This window comes from Streptomyces sp. NPDC050211 (assembly GCF_040656035.1).
GTDB lineage: Bacteria > Actinomycetota > Actinomycetes > Streptomycetales > Streptomycetaceae > Streptomyces.
Window position 1 is genome coordinate 110,382 of record NZ_JBFALC010000014.1, and the last position, 20,402, is coordinate 130,783.

At 71.6% G+C, this 20,402-nt stretch carries 16 protein-coding genes; 9 read left to right on the forward strand and 7 right to left on the reverse strand.

The window, feature by feature from the left end; genetic code table 11:
* The first annotated feature begins 28 nt into the window (after nucleotides 1–28).
* Entirely contained in the window at nucleotides 29–373 is a 345-nt protein-coding gene (locus tag AB0I98_RS17625; protein WP_362942077.1) for a helix-turn-helix domain-containing protein, read from the forward strand.
* Nucleotides 374–425: 52 nt separating this feature from the next.
* On the opposite strand, the gene AB0I98_RS17630 is transcribed toward AB0I98_RS17625, so the two are convergent.
* Nucleotides 426–3,110, reverse strand: a complete 2,685-nt coding sequence (locus AB0I98_RS17630; RefSeq protein WP_362942080.1) for a branched-chain amino acid ABC transporter permease/ATP-binding protein — start codon at nucleotides 3,108–3,110, stop codon at nucleotides 426–428.
* Between the two features lie 193 nt (nucleotides 3,111–3,303).
* On the opposite strand from AB0I98_RS17630, the gene AB0I98_RS17635 reads away from it, so the two are divergent.
* From AB0I98_RS17635 to AB0I98_RS17650, 4 genes are read left to right on the forward strand one after another with little or no spacing between them, the layout of a single operon-like run.
* A complete protein-coding gene (locus AB0I98_RS17635) occupies nucleotides 3,304–4,545 on the forward strand; it encodes an ABC transporter substrate-binding protein (protein WP_362942084.1) in 1,242 nt (413 codons plus the stop codon).
* Nucleotides 4,545–5,264, forward strand: a complete 720-nt coding sequence (locus AB0I98_RS17640; RefSeq protein WP_362942087.1) for an ABC transporter ATP-binding protein — start codon at nucleotides 4,545–4,547, stop codon at nucleotides 5,262–5,264. Before AB0I98_RS17635 ends, AB0I98_RS17640 begins: the two co-directional genes overlap by 1 nt.
* A gap of 29 nt (nucleotides 5,265–5,293) precedes the next feature.
* Nucleotides 5,294–6,637: a hypothetical protein gene (locus AB0I98_RS17645; protein ID WP_362942090.1), complete on the forward strand. Its 1,344-nt coding sequence runs from the start codon at nucleotides 5,294–5,296 to the stop codon at nucleotides 6,635–6,637.
* Nucleotides 6,634–8,025, forward strand: coding sequence for an acyl-CoA reductase (locus AB0I98_RS17650; protein WP_362942093.1), 1,392 nt, complete (start codon nucleotides 6,634–6,636; stop codon nucleotides 8,023–8,025). Before AB0I98_RS17645 ends, AB0I98_RS17650 begins: the two co-directional genes overlap by 4 nt.
* Before the next feature lie 22 nt (nucleotides 8,026–8,047).
* Here the strand turns inward: AB0I98_RS17650 and AB0I98_RS17655 are convergent, their stop codons facing one another.
* The 5 genes from AB0I98_RS17655 to AB0I98_RS17675 form a co-directional block, all read right to left on the reverse strand.
* The gene (locus tag AB0I98_RS17655; protein WP_362942096.1) at nucleotides 8,048–10,102 is read right to left on the reverse strand and encodes a tetratricopeptide repeat protein; all 2,055 of its coding nucleotides are present in this window, start codon (nucleotides 10,100–10,102) and stop codon (nucleotides 8,048–8,050) included.
* The gene (locus AB0I98_RS17660; protein ID WP_362942099.1) at nucleotides 10,099–11,019 is read right to left on the reverse strand and encodes a serine protease; all 921 of its coding nucleotides are present in this window, start codon (nucleotides 11,017–11,019) and stop codon (nucleotides 10,099–10,101) included. Before AB0I98_RS17660 ends, AB0I98_RS17655 begins: the two co-directional genes overlap by 4 nt.
* A gap of 9 nt (nucleotides 11,020–11,028) precedes the next feature.
* Entirely contained in the window at nucleotides 11,029–11,334 is a 306-nt protein-coding gene (locus AB0I98_RS17665) for a CU044_2847 family protein (protein WP_362942102.1), read from the reverse strand.
* A 123-nt stretch (nucleotides 11,335–11,457) separates the two neighbouring features.
* Nucleotides 11,458–11,841, reverse strand: a complete 384-nt coding sequence (locus AB0I98_RS17670) for a hypothetical protein (protein WP_362942105.1) — start codon at nucleotides 11,839–11,841, stop codon at nucleotides 11,458–11,460.
* Nucleotides 11,842–11,975: 134 nt separating this feature from the next.
* Entirely contained in the window at nucleotides 11,976–13,061 is a 1,086-nt protein-coding gene (locus AB0I98_RS17675; RefSeq protein ID WP_362942108.1) for a M12 family metallopeptidase, read from the reverse strand.
* Between the two features lie 94 nt (nucleotides 13,062–13,155).
* On the opposite strand from AB0I98_RS17675, the gene AB0I98_RS17680 reads away from it, so the two are divergent.
* Nucleotides 13,156–14,979 (forward strand): LuxR family transcriptional regulator, encoded by a 1,824-nt coding sequence (locus tag AB0I98_RS17680; protein ID WP_362942111.1) that lies wholly within the window; start codon nucleotides 13,156–13,158, stop codon nucleotides 14,977–14,979.
* A gap of 84 nt (nucleotides 14,980–15,063) precedes the next feature.
* Here the strand turns inward: AB0I98_RS17680 and AB0I98_RS17685 are convergent, their stop codons facing one another.
* On the reverse strand, nucleotides 15,064–17,667 hold the full coding sequence (locus AB0I98_RS17685; RefSeq protein ID WP_362942114.1) for a CHAT domain-containing tetratricopeptide repeat protein: 2,604 nt from the start codon (nucleotides 17,665–17,667) through the stop codon (nucleotides 15,064–15,066).
* 111 nt (nucleotides 17,668–17,778) lie between these two features.
* Here AB0I98_RS17685 and AB0I98_RS17690 point away from each other — a divergent pair, with 111 nt between their 5' ends.
* The 3 genes from AB0I98_RS17690 to AB0I98_RS17700 are packed head-to-tail and all read left to right on the forward strand — an operon-like array spanning nucleotide 17,779 to nucleotide 20,344.
* Nucleotides 17,779–19,206, forward strand: a complete 1,428-nt coding sequence (locus AB0I98_RS17690; protein ID WP_362942117.1) for a S8/S53 family peptidase — start codon at nucleotides 17,779–17,781, stop codon at nucleotides 19,204–19,206.
* 59 nt (nucleotides 19,207–19,265) lie between these two features.
* Nucleotides 19,266–19,835 carry a sigma-70 family RNA polymerase sigma factor gene (locus AB0I98_RS17695; RefSeq protein ID WP_362942120.1) on the forward strand — a complete coding sequence of 190 codons (570 nt, stop codon included), beginning with the start codon at nucleotides 19,266–19,268 and terminating at the stop codon, nucleotides 19,833–19,835.
* Entirely contained in the window at nucleotides 19,832–20,344 is a 513-nt protein-coding gene (locus AB0I98_RS17700; RefSeq protein WP_362942123.1) for a hypothetical protein, read from the forward strand. The genes AB0I98_RS17695 and AB0I98_RS17700 overlap by 4 nt, the downstream gene beginning before the upstream one ends.
* The last annotated feature ends 58 nt before the right edge of the window (nucleotides 20,345–20,402 follow it).

Here is a 20,402-nt window from a genome sequence, read left to right on the forward strand (position 1 = left end):
GTGAGCGAGCACGTCAGAGGGGTGGGGCATGACGACGCTGAACCGGCCGGGCACACCAGACGGACACGTCTGCGGCATCGACACCGCGATGGAGGTCATCGGCGGCAAGTGGAAGGTCCTGATCCTCTGGGCCCTCCACGAACACCCCCACCGCCGCTTCGGCGAACTGCGCCGCCTGCTCCCGGGGATCACCGAGAAGGTCCTCGCCTCTCACCTGCGAGAGATGGAAGCGGACGGCGTAGTACACCGCGTCTCCTACGACGAGGTACCGCCCCGAGTCGAGTACTCACTGACGGAGGACGGCAAACGCCTCAACGCGGCACTGGAGCCGCTGGCTGTTTGGGGACGCGAGCGTAAAACGCCGGTGAGGTAGCGCCCCGAAGGGGCGCGGGGAACTGCGCGACCAGCCCCCACCGACCCGCAGGTCACACATTCACCGGATCCTCTGGGGACAGGTCCCCCAAGTACGCGGCGCGCACCGCCGCATCCCCCCGCACCTCCTCCGGCGTCCCCACACTGATCCGCCGCCCGAAGTCGAGAACGACCACCTGATCGCACACGCTCATCACCATGTCGACGTCATGCTCGACCAGCAGAATCCCCATCCCCCACTCCTCGGCGAGCCTCCGCACCAGATGGGCCAGTTCACGCGTCTCGTCATCCGACAGCCCCGCGGCCGGTTCGTCGAGGAGCAGCACGGACGGCGACGCGGCCACCGCACGGGCGATGGCGAGCAGCCGCCGCTCGCCGTAGGACAGGTCGCCGACCGGCCGGTTCAGGCTGTCCTGGAGGCCGAACTCCCGCACGGCGACCAGCACATGCGCGGGCAGCGGCCGGCTGCCGGGCCGGATCAGGTCCGTGAGGTACGTCCACGGACCGGGCCGATCGCACGCGGCATACAGATTGTCCAGGACGGTCATGTCCTCGAACAGCTCCAGTGACTGGAAGGACCGGCTCAGCCCGGCGGCGGCACGCCGGTGCACGGGTGCGCGGGTGATGTCCCGCTCACCGAGCCGCACTTGTCCGGAGGCGGCCCGCGTGAAGCCGGTGACGGCGTCGATGGCGGACGTCTTGCCCGCACCGTTGGGTCCGATGAGGCCGACGACCTGGCCCGGCTCGATGCGGAAGGACAGCCCGTCGACGGCGACGACACCGCCGTATCGGACGGTCAGGCCCTCCACATGGAGCGACAGAGGTGCCGCCCGGTCCACGGTCTGCTCGGTGAGGGCGTCGACTTCAAGAGGTTTCGTACGGCGGTCAACTCGTGCCGCCTGCTTGGCCAGTTCACGCCCGATGCCGTCCTGGTTGCCCACCAGCGTCAGCACCAGGATGATCCCGCCGATCAGGGGCATCCACTCACTGAGGCCCGGCAGGACCAGGTCCCCGAAGCGGGCGCCGACCGTGCCCGCCGCGAACGTGGCGCCGAAGAGCGGGCCGACCAGGAAGCCGACGCCGCCGATCACCGCGAGCCCGAGCACGGTGATGGAGTCGAAGCTCGCGAAGTCGCTCAGCACCACGGATGTCGAGCGGAAGCCGGTCAGCACTCCGGCGAGTGCGGCGATGGCCGAGGAGAGTCCGAAGGCGTACAGCTTGGCCGCGCGCACGTCGATGCCGAGGGCCGCCGTGGCCCGCTCGTTCGCCCGGACCGCGACGAGCCGGCGCCCGCTGCGGCTGCGCCGGACGTTGGCGACGACGAGCGTGGCCGCGACGAACATGACCAGCACGACGGTGGCGTACCGCTGCGGATGGTCGACCCCGGAGATGCTGATGCCGAAGAGTGTCTGCTTGCCCACCGCGATCCCGTCACTGCCCGGGGTCGTGGCGAGGTCGGTGTTCTGGAACACCATCGTCTCCAGTGTGGTGCCGAGCCCGAGGGTGATGATCGCGAGGTTGACCCCGCGGGTCCGGACCGCCGGGAGCGCGAACAGCAGGCCGATCGGGACGGTGCCCAACACGCCCGCGAGCAGCGCGAGCTCGAAGGGCCAGCCCCAGTCGGCCGCGGTGTGCCCGGCGATGAACGCGCCGGTCCCGGCGAGGGCGTACGCCGCCAGGGACACCTGTCCCGCATACCCGGTGACCACGATGATCGACAGGATGATCAGGGAGAGGACCAGGGTGGTGGTGATCGCGTCCGCCCACAGCGGCGACGACACGCTCACCAGCAGCAGGCCGACGGCCACGGCGACGGCGAGCGGCACGGGCCGTACCCGTCCCGTGCCCAGGGTCGGCATCCGGTCCAGGAACGTGCCGCGCAGCGGCAGCGCCTTGCCCCGCGCCACCAGCACCAGGGCGATGAAGAGGAACGGCACCGAGGCGGCGAGCCCGGTGACGTCGGAGCCGAAGCGGGTCAGCTCGGACTGCACGACGCCGATCAGCAGACCGCCCGCCAGCGTGACGGGGAACGAGGAGAACCGGCCGACCAGGGCGGCGGCCAGCGCGCTCAGCAGCAGCGTCGTCAGACCGGTCACCGACAGGCCGATCACCGGCACGATCAGGATGCCCGTCAGGCCCGCGAGCGCCGAGCCCAGCCCCCAGTTGGCGGCGGCGATGAGATCCGCGGACCAGCCCAGTGAGGCCGCCGCGCTCTGGTTCTCCGCGACCGCCGTGGTGCCCAGGCCGAACAGGGTGCGCCGGTAGAGGACATGGAGGACCGCGGTGACCGCGATGGCGATCCCGAGCAGCCAGACCCGGTCCTCGGACACCTTGGCGCCGGCGATCTCCAGCAGCCGGTTCGGCAGCTTGCCCGGCACCAACTGCACGCTGTCGCCGTAGCGCTTGACGGCGACGGCGGTGAGCACGATGAACACCGCGAGCGTGCCGACCAGCCGGGCCAGCGACGACGCCCGGCGCAGCGGGCGGATGACCAGCAGGTGCGTGAGCAGTCCCAGCAGCGCGGACGCGGTCACCCCGCACGCCACGGCCGGCCAGTAGGGCATGCCCTGCTGCACGGCCAGTTCCCACTGCACATAGGCCCCGGCCATCCCGATCGCGCCGTGCGCGAAGTTCAGGACACCGGAGCCCCGGTAGATCAGCACGATGCCCTGGGCCGTGAGCGCGTACAGCGCACCGAGCCCCAGACCGAGCAGCGCGAAACGCAGGATGTCGTCCACGACAGTTACCTCCCAGGGCCCCAGGGCCTACCTCTCAGGGCTTCATGAGTAGCGAACGTCAGCGGGCCCGGCAAGGCCATAACGCACATTCATTTAAATAATTGCTCCGAGAGTACTTCTCTAACGAGACATCTCGCTCCATGCTGTCGGCATCTCGACGTCGCCCATCCGGGCCGACTCCCTCGGAGGGATCATGAACGACTCACGCCGACGCAGAACTGCCGCAGCGAGCTGTCTCGCGGTGACCGGAGTGCTCCTGGCCGCCGGTTGCGGGGGAGAGGCCTCCTCGGGCACCTCGACCACCTCCGAGCTCAAGGGCACCCCGGTCAAGGTGATGGTCTGGGCCCCGGAGGACACCCAGGGCAGCGCCCAGCCCGGGGTCCGGCTCACGGCCCAGGCCTATGAGAAGTGGATCAACGACAACGGCGGGATCAAGGGCGGTCCGCTGAAGGTCCTCACCTGCAACGAGAAGAACGAGCCCGACGAGGCCGAGAAGTGCGCCCAGCAGGCCGTCGCCGAGAAGGTGGTCGCGGTCGTCGGCTCGTACAGCCTGGCCGGCGACCGCTACATGCCGATCCTCGAGAAGGCCGGCATCCCCTACATCGGCGGCACCGGCGTCTCGGCCGCGGAGTTCTCCAGCCCGATGTCCTTCCCGGTCAACGGCGGTACGCCCGTGGTGTTCGCCGCCCACGGCAAGCAGCTCGTGGACGAGGGCTGCAAGAAGATCTCCGGCGTGCGGTACGACGTGGCCGCCGCCGCGATCGTCTCGAAGTTCCTCACGCTGGGCGTGACCGCGGCCGGAGGCGCGGCGCCCAAGGACCTGAAGGTGCCGGTCACCGCGACCGACCTGGCCCCGCAGGTCGCCGCCGCGACCAAGGACGCCGACTGCGTCAGCGTCATCCTGGGCACCCACTCGGACCTGTTCGTGACGTCGTACGTGCAGTCCGGCGCCGACACCCAGCTGGGCAGCGTCGTCGGCAATCTCACCCCGGAGCTGGCCGAGAGCACCGGCGGCGCGAGCAGCCCGCTGGAGGGCTCCGCCATCACCGGCTACTACCCGCCCGTCTCGGACGCCTCCTGGAAGGACTTCGTCGAAGCGGCCGAAGGCAGCAAGGACATCGACACCACCAACGGCGCCAACGAGACCGCCTGGGTGGCGTTCAAGGTCTTCACCGAGGCCGCGAAGACGCTCCCCAGCATCACGTCCAAGGCCCTGGTCGACGAGCTGAACACGACCGACGGCATTGACACCGGCGGCCTCACCCCGAAGCTGACCTGGCAGGAGTCGACGGCTCTGCCCATGGAAGGCATGGGGAGGATCCACAACACCACCGCCACCGAACTGACCATCCGCGACGGCAAGATCGAGTGGGCCGAGTCCGGCTCCACGTTCGTCGACGTCCGCAAGCTCCTGACCGCGAAGGCGTCGGGGTGATGCACGCACCGAAGGCACCACTGATCGAGGCCCGTGCCGTCTGTGCCGGATACGGCACGCGGCCCGTCGTACGCGACCTCGACCTGGAGGTCCGCCCCGGAGAGGTCGTCGCCCTGCTCGGGCCCAACGGCGCGGGCAAGTCCACGACTCTCCGGGCGCTGGCAGGCGACCTCGCCGTGATGAGCGGCGAGGTGCGGTGGCTGGGCGACGCACGCCGGGCGCCGCTGCACCGCCGGGCCCGCGAGGGCCTGGCGTACGTGGGGGAGCGGGCGGTCTTCACCGGCCTCGACACCGCCGAGAACCTGCGCGTCGGCCGGGTCACCACCGACCGGGCCGTCGCGCTCTTCCCCGAGCTCGGCACCCGCCTGACCACCGGAGCGGGCATGCTCTCCGGCGGCGAGCAGCAGATGCTGTCCCTGGCGCGGGCGCTGTGCCGCTCGCCCCGGCTGCTGCTCGCCGACGAACTCTCCCTGGGCCTCGCCCCACTCGTGGTCGACCGCCTCCTGCGCGCCGTGCGCGAGGCGGCCGACCAGGGCCTCGGCGCAGTCCTCGTCGAACAGCACGTACGCAAGGTGCTGGACATCGCCGACCGCGTGTACGTCCTGCGCCGCGGCCGGATCGTCATGACCGGCACCCCGCAGGAACTGCGCGAGAACCTCAACGCGATCGAGTCGTCGTACCTGGCCGAGGAGCGTTCCCCGCAGAAGACGGATCACTGAACCTCACTACCTGACAAGGGTGAGTTGCTGTGGCAAGCGCACGCGAACACATCCGGAACCTCGTCGCCTCCGGCGACACCTTCGACCAGCCCGCAAAGGAGCTGCGGGAGCTGCAACTCGACGCCGCTCGGGAGGCCTTCGCCGCCCATCGCGAACGCATCCCGCTGCTGCGTACCCGGGCCGAGGAGACCGGCGTCCACGAGATCACCGCTCCCGCGGACCTCGTCCCGCTCCTCTTCTCGCACACCAGCTACAAGTCGTACCCCGTCTCCCTGATCACCGCCGGCCGCTGGGACCGGCTGCTGCGCTGGTACACCACCGTGTCCGTGGTCGAACCCGGCGACGTCGACTTGGCCGGCGTAGCGGACATCGACGACTGGACCGACCGCATCACGGCCGCCGGACACCGCCCGTACATCACCAGCGGTACGTCGGGAAAGGTCTCCTTCCTCAACTGCGACGGCACCGACCTGCGGTTCCTGCACGACATCCTGGAGAACCTCACCTGCTGGCCCGACCCGCTGCCACCGAAACCCACCCGCCGCGGCTATCTGCTCGCACCCGCGAGCGGCCCGATGCGCTCCATCGACGGCTTCCGTTGGCACGCCGACGTCTTCGCCCGTCCCGAGGAGACCCACCTGCTGACCGACGAACCGCTGCGGGTGTCGGAGCTGATGAGCAGCGCCCTGCTGCGTCGGCGGATGGCGGAAGGCACGGCGACCCCGCAGGAGATCGGCTCCTTCGAGGCCGCGTCCGAGACCCGCGAGCGACAGCTGGGCGCCGCGATGACCCGGATCGTCGACGACATCGCCGCCCACCGCGACGAGCCGCTGCTCATCGCCGGGATGAACAACCAGCAGTTCGCCCTGATCCAGGCCCTGCGCGAGCGCGGCGTACCCGACGGCAGCCTGCACCCGGACACGCTGGTGCTCAGCGGCGGCGGCAACAAGGGCCGGGCGCTGCCCGACGACTACCAGCAGCAGCTCGCCGCCTTCTACCACGGCGTACGACGGGTGCGCAGCTACGGCATGACCGAGCTCCAGGGCTCCTGCCTCGCCTGCGAGTCGGGCCGCTACCACGTGCCGCCCTGGGTGATCCCGCTGATCCTCGACGAGCCGGGCGAGAGGCTGCTGAACCCCGAACACGGCGTCGTGGAGGGCCGGTTCGCCTTCCTGGACGTCTCCCTGTCGGGCCGCTGGGGCGGACTGATCAGCGGAGACCGGGTGTCCGTCGACTTCTCGCCGTGCGACTGCGGCCGACCGGGACCGGCGGTGCTGCCGGACATCCGGCGCTACGGCGACCTCGGCGGCGACGACAAGATCACCTGCGCCGCGACACTCGACTCCTATGTGCGGGGGATGATCCACGGATGACCACGACGACAAGGGCGAGCGGCACGACCGTGATCCATGTCATCCGCGGCGAAGCAGCCGAAGGCGGCCCGTACATCGACCACGGACGCGGTGATACGGCCTTCAGCGCGCCGGCCCTCGACCTGAACCGCCTGGTATGGCCCCGCACCGAACCCGGCCCGGCCTTCGGCGTGCCCAGCGCCGAGATCGTCGACCTGCTCGTGGAGACCGGCGAGGCCCTGAAGACGGACCGGCAGGGCCTGCTCGCCGAAGCCCTGGAGGCGATGGTCCGGGTCAGCCCGCTCCCCGCGGAGGTGCTGGAGCGCGCCTACGCCGTCCTGTGGCGCAGCTTCCAACGGCCTTCCCTGCGCGCCCAGATCGACCACGAACTCGGCGGCCCGGACGTGCTCGACGGCTGGCGGGAGGTGCGCCTGCCCGAGGGACGGCTCGCGTCCGTCCGAGCCTTCCCGCCGCGCCTGGTGCACGTCATCGCGGGCAACGCACCCGGAGTGGCCGCCATGTCCGTCGTACGCGGCGCCCTCACCAAGGGCGTCAACCTGCTGAAGCTGCCCTCGAACGACTTGTTCACCGCGACCGCGATCCTGCGCACGATGGCGAAGGTGGCACCCGGCCACCCGGTCGTGCGCTCGTTCTCCGCCGTGTACTGGCGGGGCGGCGACGCGACCGTGGAGAGCGTCCTGTTCCGCCCGCAGTTCTTCGACAAACTCGTCGCCTGGGGCGGAGAGGCCACGATCCGGGGAGCCCTGCAGTACGTCGGCCCGGGCTTCGAGCTGGTCTCCTTCGATCCCAAGACGTCCATCTCGGTGATCGGCCGCGAGGCCTTCGCGACCGAGGAAGCACTCACGGAGGCCGCGGACGCCGCCGCGGCGGACGCCACGTTCTTCAACCAGCAAGCCTGCGTGGCCAGCCGCTTCCAGTTCGTGGAGGGCTCCGACGAGGACGCCGACCGCTATGCCGCCCTCCTGCGTGAACGGCTCGGCGTCGCCCGGGAGTTCAGCTCGGCCGACGGACCACGCGTCCCGGCCGAACTCCGCGAGGAGATCGACGTACTGCGGTCGATGGAGCCCGACTACCGCGTGTGGGGCGGCTACGACGGCCGGGGCCTGGTGATCCGCTCGCCCGAGCCGGTCGACTTCCACCCTGACGGCAAGATCGTGAACGTGATCCCGGTCGCCGCACTGTCGGATGCCGTCACGCACGCCGGGGTCGCCACACAGACAGTCGGCGTATATCCGGACGCGCGGAAGGCGGAACTGCGTGACGCCCTCGCGTGCGCCGGAGTGCAGCGCGTGGTGTCACTGGGCCGGGCGGGCGGTATGCCGCCGGGGCTGTCGCATGACGGGTTCTATCCGTTGCAGCGGCTGATGCGGTGGGTGAACGACGAGTAGATCAGGCCGGTTTGAGGGCTGCTCATGGGGCGTCGATCTCATGGCGCAGGCGTCGCGTCCACGGATGTTCTTCGCCGAACACGCGGAGGAAGACTGGCAGCAGGCGGGTGAGCTCTTCGCCACCAACGGAGGGTCGCTCCAGCCGTGCGACGTGGTAGCGGTTCAGCAGGGTGTGCGGATGATCCGGCCCCAGGGCGGCCGTGCGGTCGTGCAGGAGTTCCGTGAAGAGCCGGAGCGCTTCGCCGGGGTGGCCGGTGGCCTCGGTCCAGTGCGCGATGTTGTGGCGCGCGGCGAGCGTGTGTACGTGATCGGGGCCGTGGACCCGGAGCTGATCGGCGAGCAGCGCGCGGAACTGTTCGAGGGCGCGGTGCCGGGCGCCCTCGACGCCCGTCCAGTACGCGGCGTTGTGCCGCGCGAGCAGGGTCTCCCAGTGGTCCGGGCCGAACTCGCGCTCGTGGTCGGCGCGCAGATCCGCGTACTGCCGGACGGCTTCCCCGGGATGACCGGACTCGCCGGTCCAGCGGGCGAGGTCGTCGCGCAGTCGGCGCGTGGCGGACTTGGTGTCGACGCCGGGGAGTAAGTCCCGGTAGGTGGGCATCAGCTGCAGAGAGAGCTGCCTCGCATGCGGAGCCCGGCCGCAGACTCCGGTCCAGTAGGCGGCGTTGTGCCGGGCGGCGAGCGTGACCGGATGCACGGCCCCGAGCCGCTGACGGCATTCCTGTTCCAGGCTCTCGAACAAGTGCCGTGCGGCGGAGGCGTTGCCCGCGTCGCCGATGCCGGACGCGATCCGATTCCGCTCCCTGAGGACAGCCACCGCGTCGTCGGGAGCCAGGTCCAGAGCGGCGGCCTGGGGTGAGAGGAGCGGTTCGCCGGGACGCCAGGGATCGGTGACCGTCGGTCTGACCAGAGTCAGCGTTGTGCCCCCGCCGCCATCCGGCTCGGTCCCGGTGGTGCCGGCGGCGCGGAGGTGACGACCGGCGCGTGCCGTGCCCGCGGCCAGGACCGCGACGGGGTGGTCCGGGCCCAGGGCCGCCCGCGAGCGCCCGGCTGCCTGATCGAGGTGGCGTACCGCCTCCGTGAGCTGCCGCGCGGAACGCCGGGCGCGCGCGGTCTCCAGCAGGGCGTTGGCGTGGTTCGTGAGCGCCGAGACAGCCAGCGGATGGCCCGCGCCCAGTGCCAGTGCCGCCCGGGTGGCCACGGTTTCCAGGCGCTCCGCGCAGATCGCCATCCGCCGGAGGTCGCCCGTGTGCCGCGCCCACTCGAACTCCGCGCACGCCAGGTCGATCCGCGCGATCACGGTCTGCGGATGGCGGCCACCGAGTACGGCCGCCGCCCGGTAGGCGATGACATGGAGGGCGTCGGTGACCTCGCGCAGCCGCGCGCCGTCCGCGGACTCTCTGGCCTCCTCGAAGGCCAGCACCGCCCGGGCGGTGAGGGCGGCGATCGAGCTCGCGGAGTCGTCGTCGGCCAACTCCACCGTGCGGACGGTCGCCATGGCGGCGGGCGCCGAAGCCACCCCGCCTCCCGCCCGCGCCAGCGCGAGGTCGACCCAGCTCAGCAGCGTGACGATGTCGCGCGCGCTGTCGGTGTGCTGCCCGGCGAGGAACGAACGCGCCAGACCGGCCGCTTCCCAGGCCGGGGTGAGGCGGGCGGCCCGTACCTCGACGGCTGCCAAGTTCGCATACGTGCGCGCACACAGGAGGGGTTCCGACGCGCGGCATTCGGCTGCGGCACGGGTCAGCAGGTTCCTCGCCCAGGTCCAGTCACCGAGAGAAGTGACGGCCACGGCAAGGCGGTTGAGGGCGGTGGCCTTGATATGCGGGGCGAGGTCGGGGGAGTCCTCGTACGAGGCCGCGGTGATCCGCAGCACGCTCAGCGCGTCGTCGCGCCGGTTCAGCCGGGTGAGCAGCGCCGCGAGATAGCACAGCCGCACCACGGTGCCGGGGTCGTCGGCCGCCGTACGGGCCACCAAGGTGAGATGCGTCCCGGACAGCGACGGCAGAGGGGTGTCATCGGACGCTTCGGCCAGGACGTGCTGCTCGGCCAGGGCGACGGCCTCGTCAACGATCTTTGTCATGTCACGTCTCCCCGCAGGGCCAGCTCGATCACGCTCTTCGCCACATGGACCTGGAGATCGCAGACCTGCGAGGGGTCGATCAGATCCTGGGCGGACCACTCCTTGATCGCGGCGAGTAGGGTCTGGCCGGTGGCGAGGGCGGTGTCTACGGGGTTCTGCGCCCGGTCGGTGAGCGTGGCCGACGGGGCGGGAGCGGACCCTGGGGACGGGACAGGGGCGGCCGACGCCGACATGACCGCGATCGAGTGGCCGGCCTTCGTAACGACCGGGTCCTGGCCGTCGACGGTGTCCTCCCGCGCCTCCAGCACGCGCAGCAGATGGGCCGTACGGAAGTGGGCGAAGCGCGTGAGCGCCTCCCGGATCGTGGCCGCGAACAGGACGTTGGCGTTCCGGCCCGGGTGCGCCCGGTCGGGGTACTGCTCGACGAGGATGCCGAGGACCGCGAGTTCCTCCTCCGGCGTGGCGCGTTCGACGGGGCCGCCGGAGTATCCCGCGTAGTTTCCCAGCACCTGTTCCGCGAGCAACTGGATCGCCTCGATCCGGCCGCCGCCCTCGCAGTCGTACGGCACCGACGCTTGATCCACCCGGCCGTTGAGGTACGGGTCGGTGTGTGACGGCCGGTGCGGCCCGTGCCACTGGTCACCGGGCCTGGGCAGATCGGGGAACGGCACCGTCGGCGGGACCCGGTCGGGTTCGAGGACCTCGACGAGGGCCAGGTCGGCCTCGGCGACCCGCTGACACACCCGCCCGTCGACCGTCCGGCCGTCACCGAAGCTGACGGACAGGCGGTCGTCGCCCGGTGCCATGTCGGTCAGGCAGTGGTGTGCTGTGAGCACGTAGCAGGGCGCGAGCAGGAATCCGGCGCCGAGGGGTGTCGCACCCTGGCTGAGGTCGACGGCGTAGTCCGTGCCGGGCATGCCCGCTCCTCAGGCCCGGTCCACGGTGAGCGTCACCTCGAAGGAGGCTTCCGCGGACGCCTTGGAGAGAATGACGCCGGCTTCCGCGGCGAGCGTCACGCCGAAGGTGACCTCCAGACTGCTCACGCGCCAGCCGTCGCGGGGCTCGACCTGTGCCAGTGAGTCCTGGGCCATCGCCGACGCGGAGACGATCGCCTCGCACAACTCCGCGCGCCGCTCCTCCAGGGGCACGGTCCTGCGGGACCTGCTGCCGATCTGGCGTGACCCCTTCGCATCCAGCTCGACCGCTTCGACCCGCACCACCGCGTCCGTCATGGAGCCCACCCCCGGTTCAGCCCATCGCGCGAACGAGCCAGCACCTTCCCAGGGTAGCCAGCGCCCCTCACACCGCGAAGCTGAACGACCGCAACGGCACTGGTCAGTTGATCCTTCGCCGGCTTACTCCGCCCAGTCGAGCTGATGCTCCGGAGTCCCCACCGACCGCCCGTACGCGATCACTTCGGCACGGCCCGCCTCGTCACCGCGTCGGTACCGGAAGACCTTGCCCGCGAAGACGACGACACGCTCGTCACCCGCGGTGAAGTCCGCGTACCAGCCGGTCGACGGTTCGAGCGTGGAAGCGAGGGCGTCGGCGACCTCCGCGACGTTCTCGGCGTCCGCCTCCCACTCGACGAACGTCCACAGGCTCGGCTGTGTGTCGGTCGCACTCGCCGAGACATCCATCCGGCGGATCCCGCGAAGGCGCAGACCTCGCGGCTGGAACACCGCGTCCGAACGGAGGCTTTCGCCGATGACGTATCCGGTGATCACGTGTGAACTCATGGACCGAAGCTATCCGTTGCCACTGACAGTGGCGTGGTGGCGGGACGTCACCCTCCCCCGAAGGTGGCGTCCCGCCACCGCTCCCCCGGTGCCGGACAGTGGTCCGACCGTCCGTGAGGGGCGGTCATGTGCTGTCACCAGCACATGACCGCCGTATCCCCCGATCCCCACGTCGAGTGGAGGCGCACACGGACGAAGTAGCGGCGGCCCTTGACGAGCCGGACCTTGATGGCGGCGTTGTGCGGTGTGCCGCCGTCGTCCTGGCCGGAGAGGAAGCGGGGTTCGCCGTCCCGCTCCTCGAAGACCACGACGACGGTGTCGCTGTCGCCGAAGGTGCCCACGCTGTACTCGCGGGTCTCCGGCGGCTCGATGGTGAAGTCGGCCTGCTCGCCCGGGGCGAGGCGGAGCGGCGCCGAGCGGAAGGGCTGCAGCTCGGGTGGCTGGAGAGCTTCCGTCGGCGGGTACCAGCGCAGGACGAACTCCTTGTCGGCGGGGGAGAGGGTGCCGGGCGGGTTCAGACCCGCGCGGTACTGCTCCGGCTCCAGGATCAGCCCGTCCGAGAAGGGGTACTCCATGATCGACTGCGGGTCCCAGACGGAGCCGTTGACCTCGTCCGGGTCGAGCTTGCGCAGGATGTTGAAGAACGTCCTGTCGCGGCTCCAGAAGTTCGGCGGGCCCGCCAGATCGGCGTACACGGCCTCGTCGTCCCAGTGGATGCCGGCGAACGGGTTCTGGTGCTCGTGCAGCATGCCGAGCGCGTGCCCGATCTCGTGCAGGGCCGTCCCGCGCTCCCCGGGCGCGGTCAGGTCCCAGCCGAAGTTCATGGTCCGCTCACCACGGCCGACCCGCAGCGCGTCCTTGCCGACGGTCGACCAGGACCCGTCACCGAGCTGGAACCCGATCCGCAGCTCGGCCTCCGAGCGGTCCCCGACCTCCACGAAGTGGAGACCGATGCCCAGGTCCCGCCACTCCTGGAAGCACTCCCGCACGACGTCCTGCTGCTCCTTGGGGCCGACCCACGACACCCGGCGGCTCTCCCCGGTCCCCGGTACGGCAATGACGGAGTCGTCACCGTCTCCGTCGAAGAAGTAGTAGTGCAGCACTGTGCCGTTGACCCACATCTGGCGACCGCTGATGAGCGCACTGAGCCGCTCGGCGGTCAGCCCCGGTGCGAAGACGGGAGCCGACTGCTGCGCGAGGGAGCAGTAGCGTGCGGTCATGCGATCAGGTTGCCGTCGACCGCCCCCGGGCGCCTGAGTCGAGGGCTACTCAAGTCCCCCTGTATCAGGCGTGAGTAACCGTGCTCCTGTTCACGTGACGACTTACGAACGGGACGCGAAGACCCTTGAGCTGCCCTGGCCGTTCACCGGCCGGGAGAACGAACTGGAACTGATCCGCCGGTCCTTGGGCGCGAGCCGGCACGGCATCGTGGTGACGGGACGTGCGGGCTGTGGCAAGACCCGGCTCGTCACGGAGGCGGTCCGCGGCACCGACTGCGCCAAGGCGGCCGGCACGCCCGAGGCCCGGCACATCCCCTTCGCCGCGTTCGCGCACCTGCTGCCCGAGACGGTCACCCTGCACAAGGCGGTCCAACTGCTCTCCGCCGTACGGACCTTGCTGGTCGACGACGCACACCTCCTCGACGACGCCTCGGCCGCCCTGGTCCACCAGCTGGCGGTGCAGGGCCGCACCCGGCTGCTGGTCGTGGCCACGGACGACGTACCCGTGCCCGGCGCGGTGTCCCGGCTGTGGACCGGTGAGCTGCTGCCCCGCCTCACCCTGGAGCCGCTGCCGCGCGAGGAGACGGACCGGCTGGTCGCCGCGGGCGCCGGCGGCCGACTGGAGCCGCTCACCGTGAACCGGCTGCACCGACTGTGCGACGGCGACCTCCGGCTGCTGCGCGACCTGTCCGGCGCGCTGCGCGAACAAGGCTTGCTCACCGGGATCCCGGGCTCGGACGAACGGGCGTGGCGCGGCCCGGTCCCCCTGACCACGACCGTGCGCGAACGCACCGCTCACGTCATCCACCGCGTCGACCCCGACGAGCGCGAGACCCTCGAACTCCTCGCCTTCGCCGACCCCCTGCCGCCGACCGCCGACGACTTCGACCTGCGCGCCCTCGAACGCCTGGAGACCGACGGCCTGATCGACATCGACGACCACGGCACCGTACGACTCGCCCACCCCCTGCACGGCCCGGTCCTGCGAGCCACGGCCGGCCGGCTGCGGGCCCGGCGACTGGCCCGCACCCCGGACCAGTGCGGCCCGGCCCTCAAGGACGAGGGGGTCGAGCTGGCACGGCAGATCGACGAGGCCGACGTACGGACGCTGTGGGCACCCGTGGGGGAGTGGCTCATCGAGGAGGGCGAGCCGGTCCCCGCCGAGTACGCGGCCGTACGCGCGCGTGCCGTGCGGCTGCGCGGCGAACTGCGCCAGGCCGCGGCCTGGGCCCGCGAGGGCCTGCGAGAGTCCCCCGACGACCCCTCCTGCCTCCTCGAACTCGCCCTCGCCGCCGCCCAGTCGGGCGAGATCACGTCGGCGCACGAGGCTCTTACCGCACCTCCGACATCGGGTGAGGCGGCGACCTGGCTGGCGGCGGCACGCGGCGACATCGACTCCGCGGTCCGGTCGATCACCGGGGACGACGCGCTGGCCCTGTATGACGCCGTACGCCTCGGCGCTCCCGAAAAGGCCACCTCCCGGCTCCCCATGGACAGCGCCTTCGCCGCCCACGCGGACGCCCTCACCCGCGGCGACGGACCCGCCCTGGACCATGCCGCCGAACGCCTCCAGAAGCGCGGCCTCCTGCTCTTCGCGGCCGAGGCGCACGCCCAGGCCGCACGCTCCCATCGCGACCCACGCGCCGCCCGCACCTCCCGCACCCGCGCCGTCGCCCTGGCCCGCCGCTGCCAGGGCGCCCGCACCCCGGCCCTGTCCGGCCTCGTCCTCGGCGAACTCACCGCCCGCCAACGCCAGATCGTCACCCTCGCCGCAGCAGGCCTCACCAACCGCCAGATCGCCGACCACCTCACCCTCTCCATCCGCACGGTCGGCAACCACCTCTACAGCGCCTACGCAAGACTGGGCGCAAGCGACAGGGAGTCGTTGCCAAGCCTGGTGGACGCTCAACCAGCGTGAGTGCAGCGCGCCCCAAAGGGGCGCGGGGAACTGCGCGACAAGCCCCCACAGACCCGCAGCCAACGAACAACCCACCCAGCGGAGCTAAGCCGCCCCAAACGCCGAAAACGCCCACCCCGTAGCCTGATGCACCGCATCCCCCGGCAGCCCCCCGCGAGCATCCCGCAACGCCTCGGCCAACGACAGACCCACGCTCAGCCCCTTATGCAGCGCAACCATCAATGGCACAACCGCCGCATCATTGACAGGCGCACTGCTCGCCACCACACCCGCCGTCCCCAGCGGCAACAGCGCCGTGACAAGACCCAGAAGCTCGTCCGCACCCACGGCGGCCAGCCGCGCGGTGTCGCAGCTGGACAGGATGATCCGATACGGACTGCGGTCCAGCCGCTCGAAGTCGTGCACGATCAGCGGCCCGTCGGCCATCCGCAGCGAAGAGAACAGCGGACTGTCCGCACGGAACGTGCCGTGTGCGGCGATATGGGCCAGCGCCGCCCCGTCCAGTTCCTCCAGCACCCGCGGCACGCGCGCGTCGTCGTGCTCCAGGACCGTCGACTTGCCGTACCGGTCGGCCAGTTCCGGCACTTCCGCACCGCCGGTCGCGAGCCCCGGCCCACGCACCAGGACATGACGGCCACCCGCCGGCGGCTCGGTCTCCCTCGCCCGCAGCCAGCTGCTCGCCGACGGCGACACGCTGAGCACCCGCTCCCGCAGCGACGGCAGCAGCGCCCACGGCACCCGGTGCAGCCAGCCCGGCGGCACCACCACGACCGGTCCGGAGCCCAGATGCGCGGCTGCCGGGCCGAGCAGCAGCTCCTCCAGCCGCCGCCCCGCCGCCTCCACCACCGGCAGCCGGCCCTCCGCCCCCGGATGCGCCAGCCGCCGCAGCCCTGCCTGTACGTGCTCGGCCTCGACGACCGCGTCCGCGAGCCGCCCGGCCTCGTACCGCCTGACCCGCCCCTGTCCGCACAGCAGCACATGTACGCGCCCGTCGAGCACCACGAGTTCGACCAGCCGCACCTCACCGAGCCGTTCCAGCAGCCGGGCCGGGTCGAAGAAGGACCCCTCGCCGGGCGCGTCGCCGCGGATGTGCAGGGTGCGGGAGCGGATCTCCCGTTCCAGCCGCCGCTGTTCACGCTCCAGAGCCGGGACCGGCCGGGCCTCCATACGGGTGGCCTCCGCGCGTGCGGCGATCTCCCGGTAGGCGGTGAGCGCGCGTTGCAGCGTCGGGTCGGCGGGCGGCCGGGTGGGTGGCGCCGACAGCACGGTGGACCGCCAGCGTTCGCTCCACACCAGCAGCTGCCGCGGCCCGCCGGAGAGCAGACTCGCCTGCTGGGCGAGCGCGGCCAGCTCGGCGCCCTGCGCGGTGGCGCGGGCCCGCAACTCCGAGGCGCCCAGCGTCATCCGGTGGTCGTCGAGTACGTCGAGACCGCGCCGGCACGCCTCCAGCACCCGTCGGCCGGAACCGGCGGCCTGCGCGCGCAGCGCCTGCGCCGCCCAGCCCGTGAGCCGCGCCAGCGGCGGCCCGCTGTGCCGGCTGCGGGCGGCGACGGTCAAGTGCCGTTCCGCGTCGGTCCGCCAGCCCAGCTCGAGAGCGATCCGGCCCGCGAGCAGGGATGCCTCGGGCGCGGCCGGCGCTCCGAACGCGGCCAGGCGGTCCGCCACCGCGGCGGCGTCCGCGACGAGACGGCCCGAGCCCCGCCCGGCGGCCACCCGGGCCTCGATCAGCACCAGCCGGGCGTGCGTCTCCCACCAGGTGCGGCGCTGCGCCGCGAACAGCCGTACGGCCAGATCCGCGCGGGCGATCGCGGTCTGCGGATCGCCCGCGAGCCGTGCCGCGCGGGCGGCCGCCAGCAGCAGCTCCGCCTTGCGCGTGGACTGCCCGCCGATCCCGTCGAGCACCCCTATGGCCGTATCGGCCTCGGCGAGCGCCTCGGGGGCGAGACCGGCCGCCATCAGAACCTCGCAGCGGCGGATGTTGAGCATGAACGTCGGCGTGCCGAGCTTGGCGTACCGCTCCTCGGCCTCGTCCAGGAGCCGCAGCGCGGCCGGCACGTCCCCCGACCGGAACGCGGCCAGCCCCCGGCTCTCCACCGCGTCCGCCTTGTCGTGCTCCTGGCCGGTGGTGTCCCACAGCGCCTCGGCGGCGGTGAAGTCGGCCTCGGCCCGCTCCACCGCGCCCAGCGCCAGATGCACGGTCGCCCGCAGCGTCAGCGCCCGCGCCGTCCAGATGACGTCGTCGGCCTGCCGCAGCACGGGAATGGCCCGGCGTACGTCCTCCAGCGCCTCCCGGTGATGGCCCAGCACCCACCAGACATACGCCCGGCGGAACAGCACCCGCGCCCGGGTGAGTCCCGCACCGCGCGCGACACCCCGCTCGAACGCCTCCAGGCCCTGCCGGGTGCTGCCCGCGTGGACCAGCGCCACGCCGAGGGTGCCCAGGACGTCGGCCTCCCGGTCGGCCGATCCCGCGCGTGCCGCCAGATCGCGGGCGCGCCGCAGATGCCGCAGGGCGATCCGCAGGTCGCCGAAGTCCCGCTGCCACATGCCGATCACCTGGTGGGCGACGCTGGCGTGCAGCGGTGAGGGATCGTCGGCGAGGACCTGTTCCGCCCGCGCCAGAGCCTCTTTCGGTGAGGCGAACACCATCGGCAGCAGTTCGAGAACCGAGTCGCTTCCCGCGGTCACCCAAAGGATGGTAGTGGCCGCGGACATACGCCACACGGGTTTGGCGCTGTATCAAGCGACGGCTCAGTGACTCTGACTGACGACCGACGCCTCTGTGGGAGGGGACACGCGATGGCACCTCAGCGATTCCATGAGCAGTTCGACCAGATCCAGCGCTCCATGCCCGACGTGCCGCTGGCGATGGGGCCGGACGACTCCGCCGAGTTCTTCTACGAGAAGGGCGTGGTCCTCGCCCGCGACGGGGAGGAGGCCCGGGTCGTCGAGGAGACGGTGCGCACGCACTTCACCGAGGCCACCGGCCTCACCTCGGAGCGGGTACGCCGGGCGGGCCCGGAGACCAACCGGTCCGGCATCACCCGCATCCAGGTCGGGGACCCCGGCCACGGTGACCGCCGCGGTGACCGTGCCGTCGCGGGCGCCCTGCGTGCCCTGCGGGGGGCGGAAGAGCGCACCGGGCGCAAGCTGGTCAGCCGTAACCACGTGGTGTCCACGACGGTCAACGCCTGCAACCCGGCGGAACCCGTGCCCGCCCTGCTCAGCCAGACGCCCAACCCGTCCGCCGCCGAGGCGTCGTACGACCCGGACACGGCCGTCGGCGTGCTGGTCATCGACACCGGCCTGGTGCATGACTACCGCTCGTACCCGCTCATGGCGCATGTGCAGGGGGACGCCCAGATCAAGGAGTGCGACGAGAACGGAATCCTCCAGCAGTACGTCGGCCACGGCACGTTCATCGCCGGACTCGTCGCGGCCCTGTCGCCCAACACGGACATCGACGTCAGCAACACGCTCAACGACGCGGGCGCCATCCTGGAGTCCGAGTTCGGCGAGAAGCTCTTCGACGCCGTCGACCGGCACGGCTGGCCGGACATCATCAGCCTCTCCGCGGGCACACCGAACGGCACCGCGACCGGGCTGCTCGGCGTGGAGAACTTCATGCAGGCGCTGCGGGACCAGCCCCGCACCCTCCTCGTCGCCGCCGCCGGCAACAACGCCAGCGCCACACCCTTCTGGCCCGCCGCCTACGCCGACCTGCCCGCGTACCAGGACGTCGTGCTGTCGGTCGGCGCGCTGCGCAGCGACGGCGAGTTCGGCGCCTGCTTCACCAATCACGGCTCCTGGGTCAAGATCTACGCCCCGGGCGAGCAGCTGACGAGCCCCCTCATCGGCTTCGACGCCCCTGTGCCGTACGTGTACCAGCACACCACGTACGACGCCTGCCGGTTCGGCTTCTCCTACCTGTGCACCTGCGTGCACCCCCGCCACAGCGGCGAACTGACCTCCGGTTCGGCCAAGCCCGACCAGGTGATGTTCGAGGGGTTCGCGCACTGGAGCGGGACCTCGTTCGCCACTCCCGTGGCCGCCGGCCTGGTCGCCGCCCATATGACCGCGCACAAGGAGGCCGACGCCCGCGCCGCCCGACGGCAGTTGCTCGCCGCGAACACCGAGTTCGCCGAAGTGCGCGGGGCGCACGTACCGGCGCTGCGGCCGTCGACCTGGCGGCCGGTTCCGGTCGTCCAGCACCCGGCAGGCGCATGACTGCCGGAACCGCCCCTTCCACGGCGTACGATGACGTGCCGTACACGAGGGGTGGAGCCGTGGACCGTGCAGATGTCGGCGCGCTCGTCCAGTCAGCCGTCGACGGCGACGCGGCGGCCTGGAAGGCGCTGGTGGAAGGGCTGAGCCCACTGGTGTGGTCCGTCGTGCGCGCGCACCGGCTCTCCGACGCCGACGCGCACGAGGTGTACCAGACCGTGTGGTTCCGCTTAGCCCAGCATCTCGGACGCATCCGAGAGCCCCAGAAGGCAGGGGCGTGGCTGGCCAGCACCGCAAGGCACGAGTCGCTGAAGGTGCTCAAGAGCTTGAGACGGCTGACTCCCACGGACGACGCCCAGCTGCTGGACCGGGCCAGCGAGGACCGTACGCCCGAGCAGTCGGTCATCGACTCGGAGGACGCCGCGGCCCAGACCGAGCGCATCCGGCGGCTGTGGCAGGAGTTCGAGGAACTGGGCGAGCGCTGCAGGCAGTTGCTGCGGATGCTGATGGCCACACCGCCGCCCAGCTACCAGGAGGTGTCCGCCGCACTGGGTATCGCCGTGGGCAGCATCGGGCCGTTGCGCCAGCGCTGTCTGCGACGCCTGAGGGCCCGACTCGAGGGAGCGTTGTGAACGAGAGTGACGACGAGCGCTTCGGCGACGAAGAAGGGCTCGAAGAAGGGCTGGAAGAAGGGCTGGACAAGGACTTGGCCGACGGCCTGCTGGACGAACTCCGCCAGGCCGCCGCCATCCTCGACCCCGTCCCGGCGGAACTGCGGCGCAGCGCCGTCGAGGCGTACGCGCTGCGCGACCTCGACGCCCGGCTGGCCGAGCTGACCTTCGACTCGCTGATCGACGCGATCCCGGTCAGAGGGGTCACGGACGCGCCGCGGATGCTGACCTTCCGCTCGGGGGACGTGACCGTCGACGTGGAGGTGACCGGGCAGGGGCTGCTGGGTCAGGTGCTGCCGCCGCAGCCGGCGAGCATCGAGGTGCTCAGCGGCCCGCCGGCGGCCCCGCCCACCACACTCACCTCCGACGACATGGGCCGCTTCACCAGCGACGCACCCCCGGCCGGCCCGTTCGCCCTGAGGCTGCGAACCGGCGGGGAGGTCGTCGTCACGGAGTGGCTGCGGGCCTGAGGGGGAGGTCGTCGTCCCGGAGTGGCTGCGGGCCGGAGGGGGTGGGCGGGCGCGCCTC

Excerpts from the sequence above, each read along its gene's own strand:
- AB0I98_RS17625 (WP_362942077.1), top strand. The coding sequence starts at position 29 with ATGACGACGCTGAACCGGCCGGGCACACCAGACGGACACGTCTGCGGC.
- AB0I98_RS17635 (WP_362942084.1), top strand. The coding sequence starts at position 3,304 with ATGAACGACTCACGCCGACGCAGAACTGCCGCAGCGAGCTGTCTCGCG.
- AB0I98_RS17640 (WP_362942087.1), top strand. The coding sequence starts at position 4,545 with ATGCACGCACCGAAGGCACCACTGATCGAGGCCCGTGCCGTCTGTGCC.
- AB0I98_RS17650 (WP_362942093.1), top strand. The coding sequence starts at position 6,634 with ATGACCACGACGACAAGGGCGAGCGGCACGACCGTGATCCATGTCATC.
- AB0I98_RS17655 (WP_362942096.1), bottom strand. The coding sequence starts at position 10,102 with ATGACAAAGATCGTTGACGAGGCCGTCGCCCTGGCCGAGCAGCACGTC.
- AB0I98_RS17660 (WP_362942099.1), bottom strand. The coding sequence starts at position 11,019 with ATGCCCGGCACGGACTACGCCGTCGACCTCAGCCAGGGTGCGACACCC.
- AB0I98_RS17665 (WP_362942102.1), bottom strand. The coding sequence starts at position 11,334 with ATGACGGACGCGGTGGTGCGGGTCGAAGCGGTCGAGCTGGATGCGAAG.
- AB0I98_RS17670 (WP_362942105.1), bottom strand. The coding sequence starts at position 11,841 with ATGAGTTCACACGTGATCACCGGATACGTCATCGGCGAAAGCCTCCGT.
- AB0I98_RS17675 (WP_362942108.1), bottom strand. The coding sequence starts at position 13,061 with ATGACCGCACGCTACTGCTCCCTCGCGCAGCAGTCGGCTCCCGTCTTC.
- AB0I98_RS17690 (WP_362942117.1), top strand. The coding sequence starts at position 17,779 with ATGGCACCTCAGCGATTCCATGAGCAGTTCGACCAGATCCAGCGCTCC.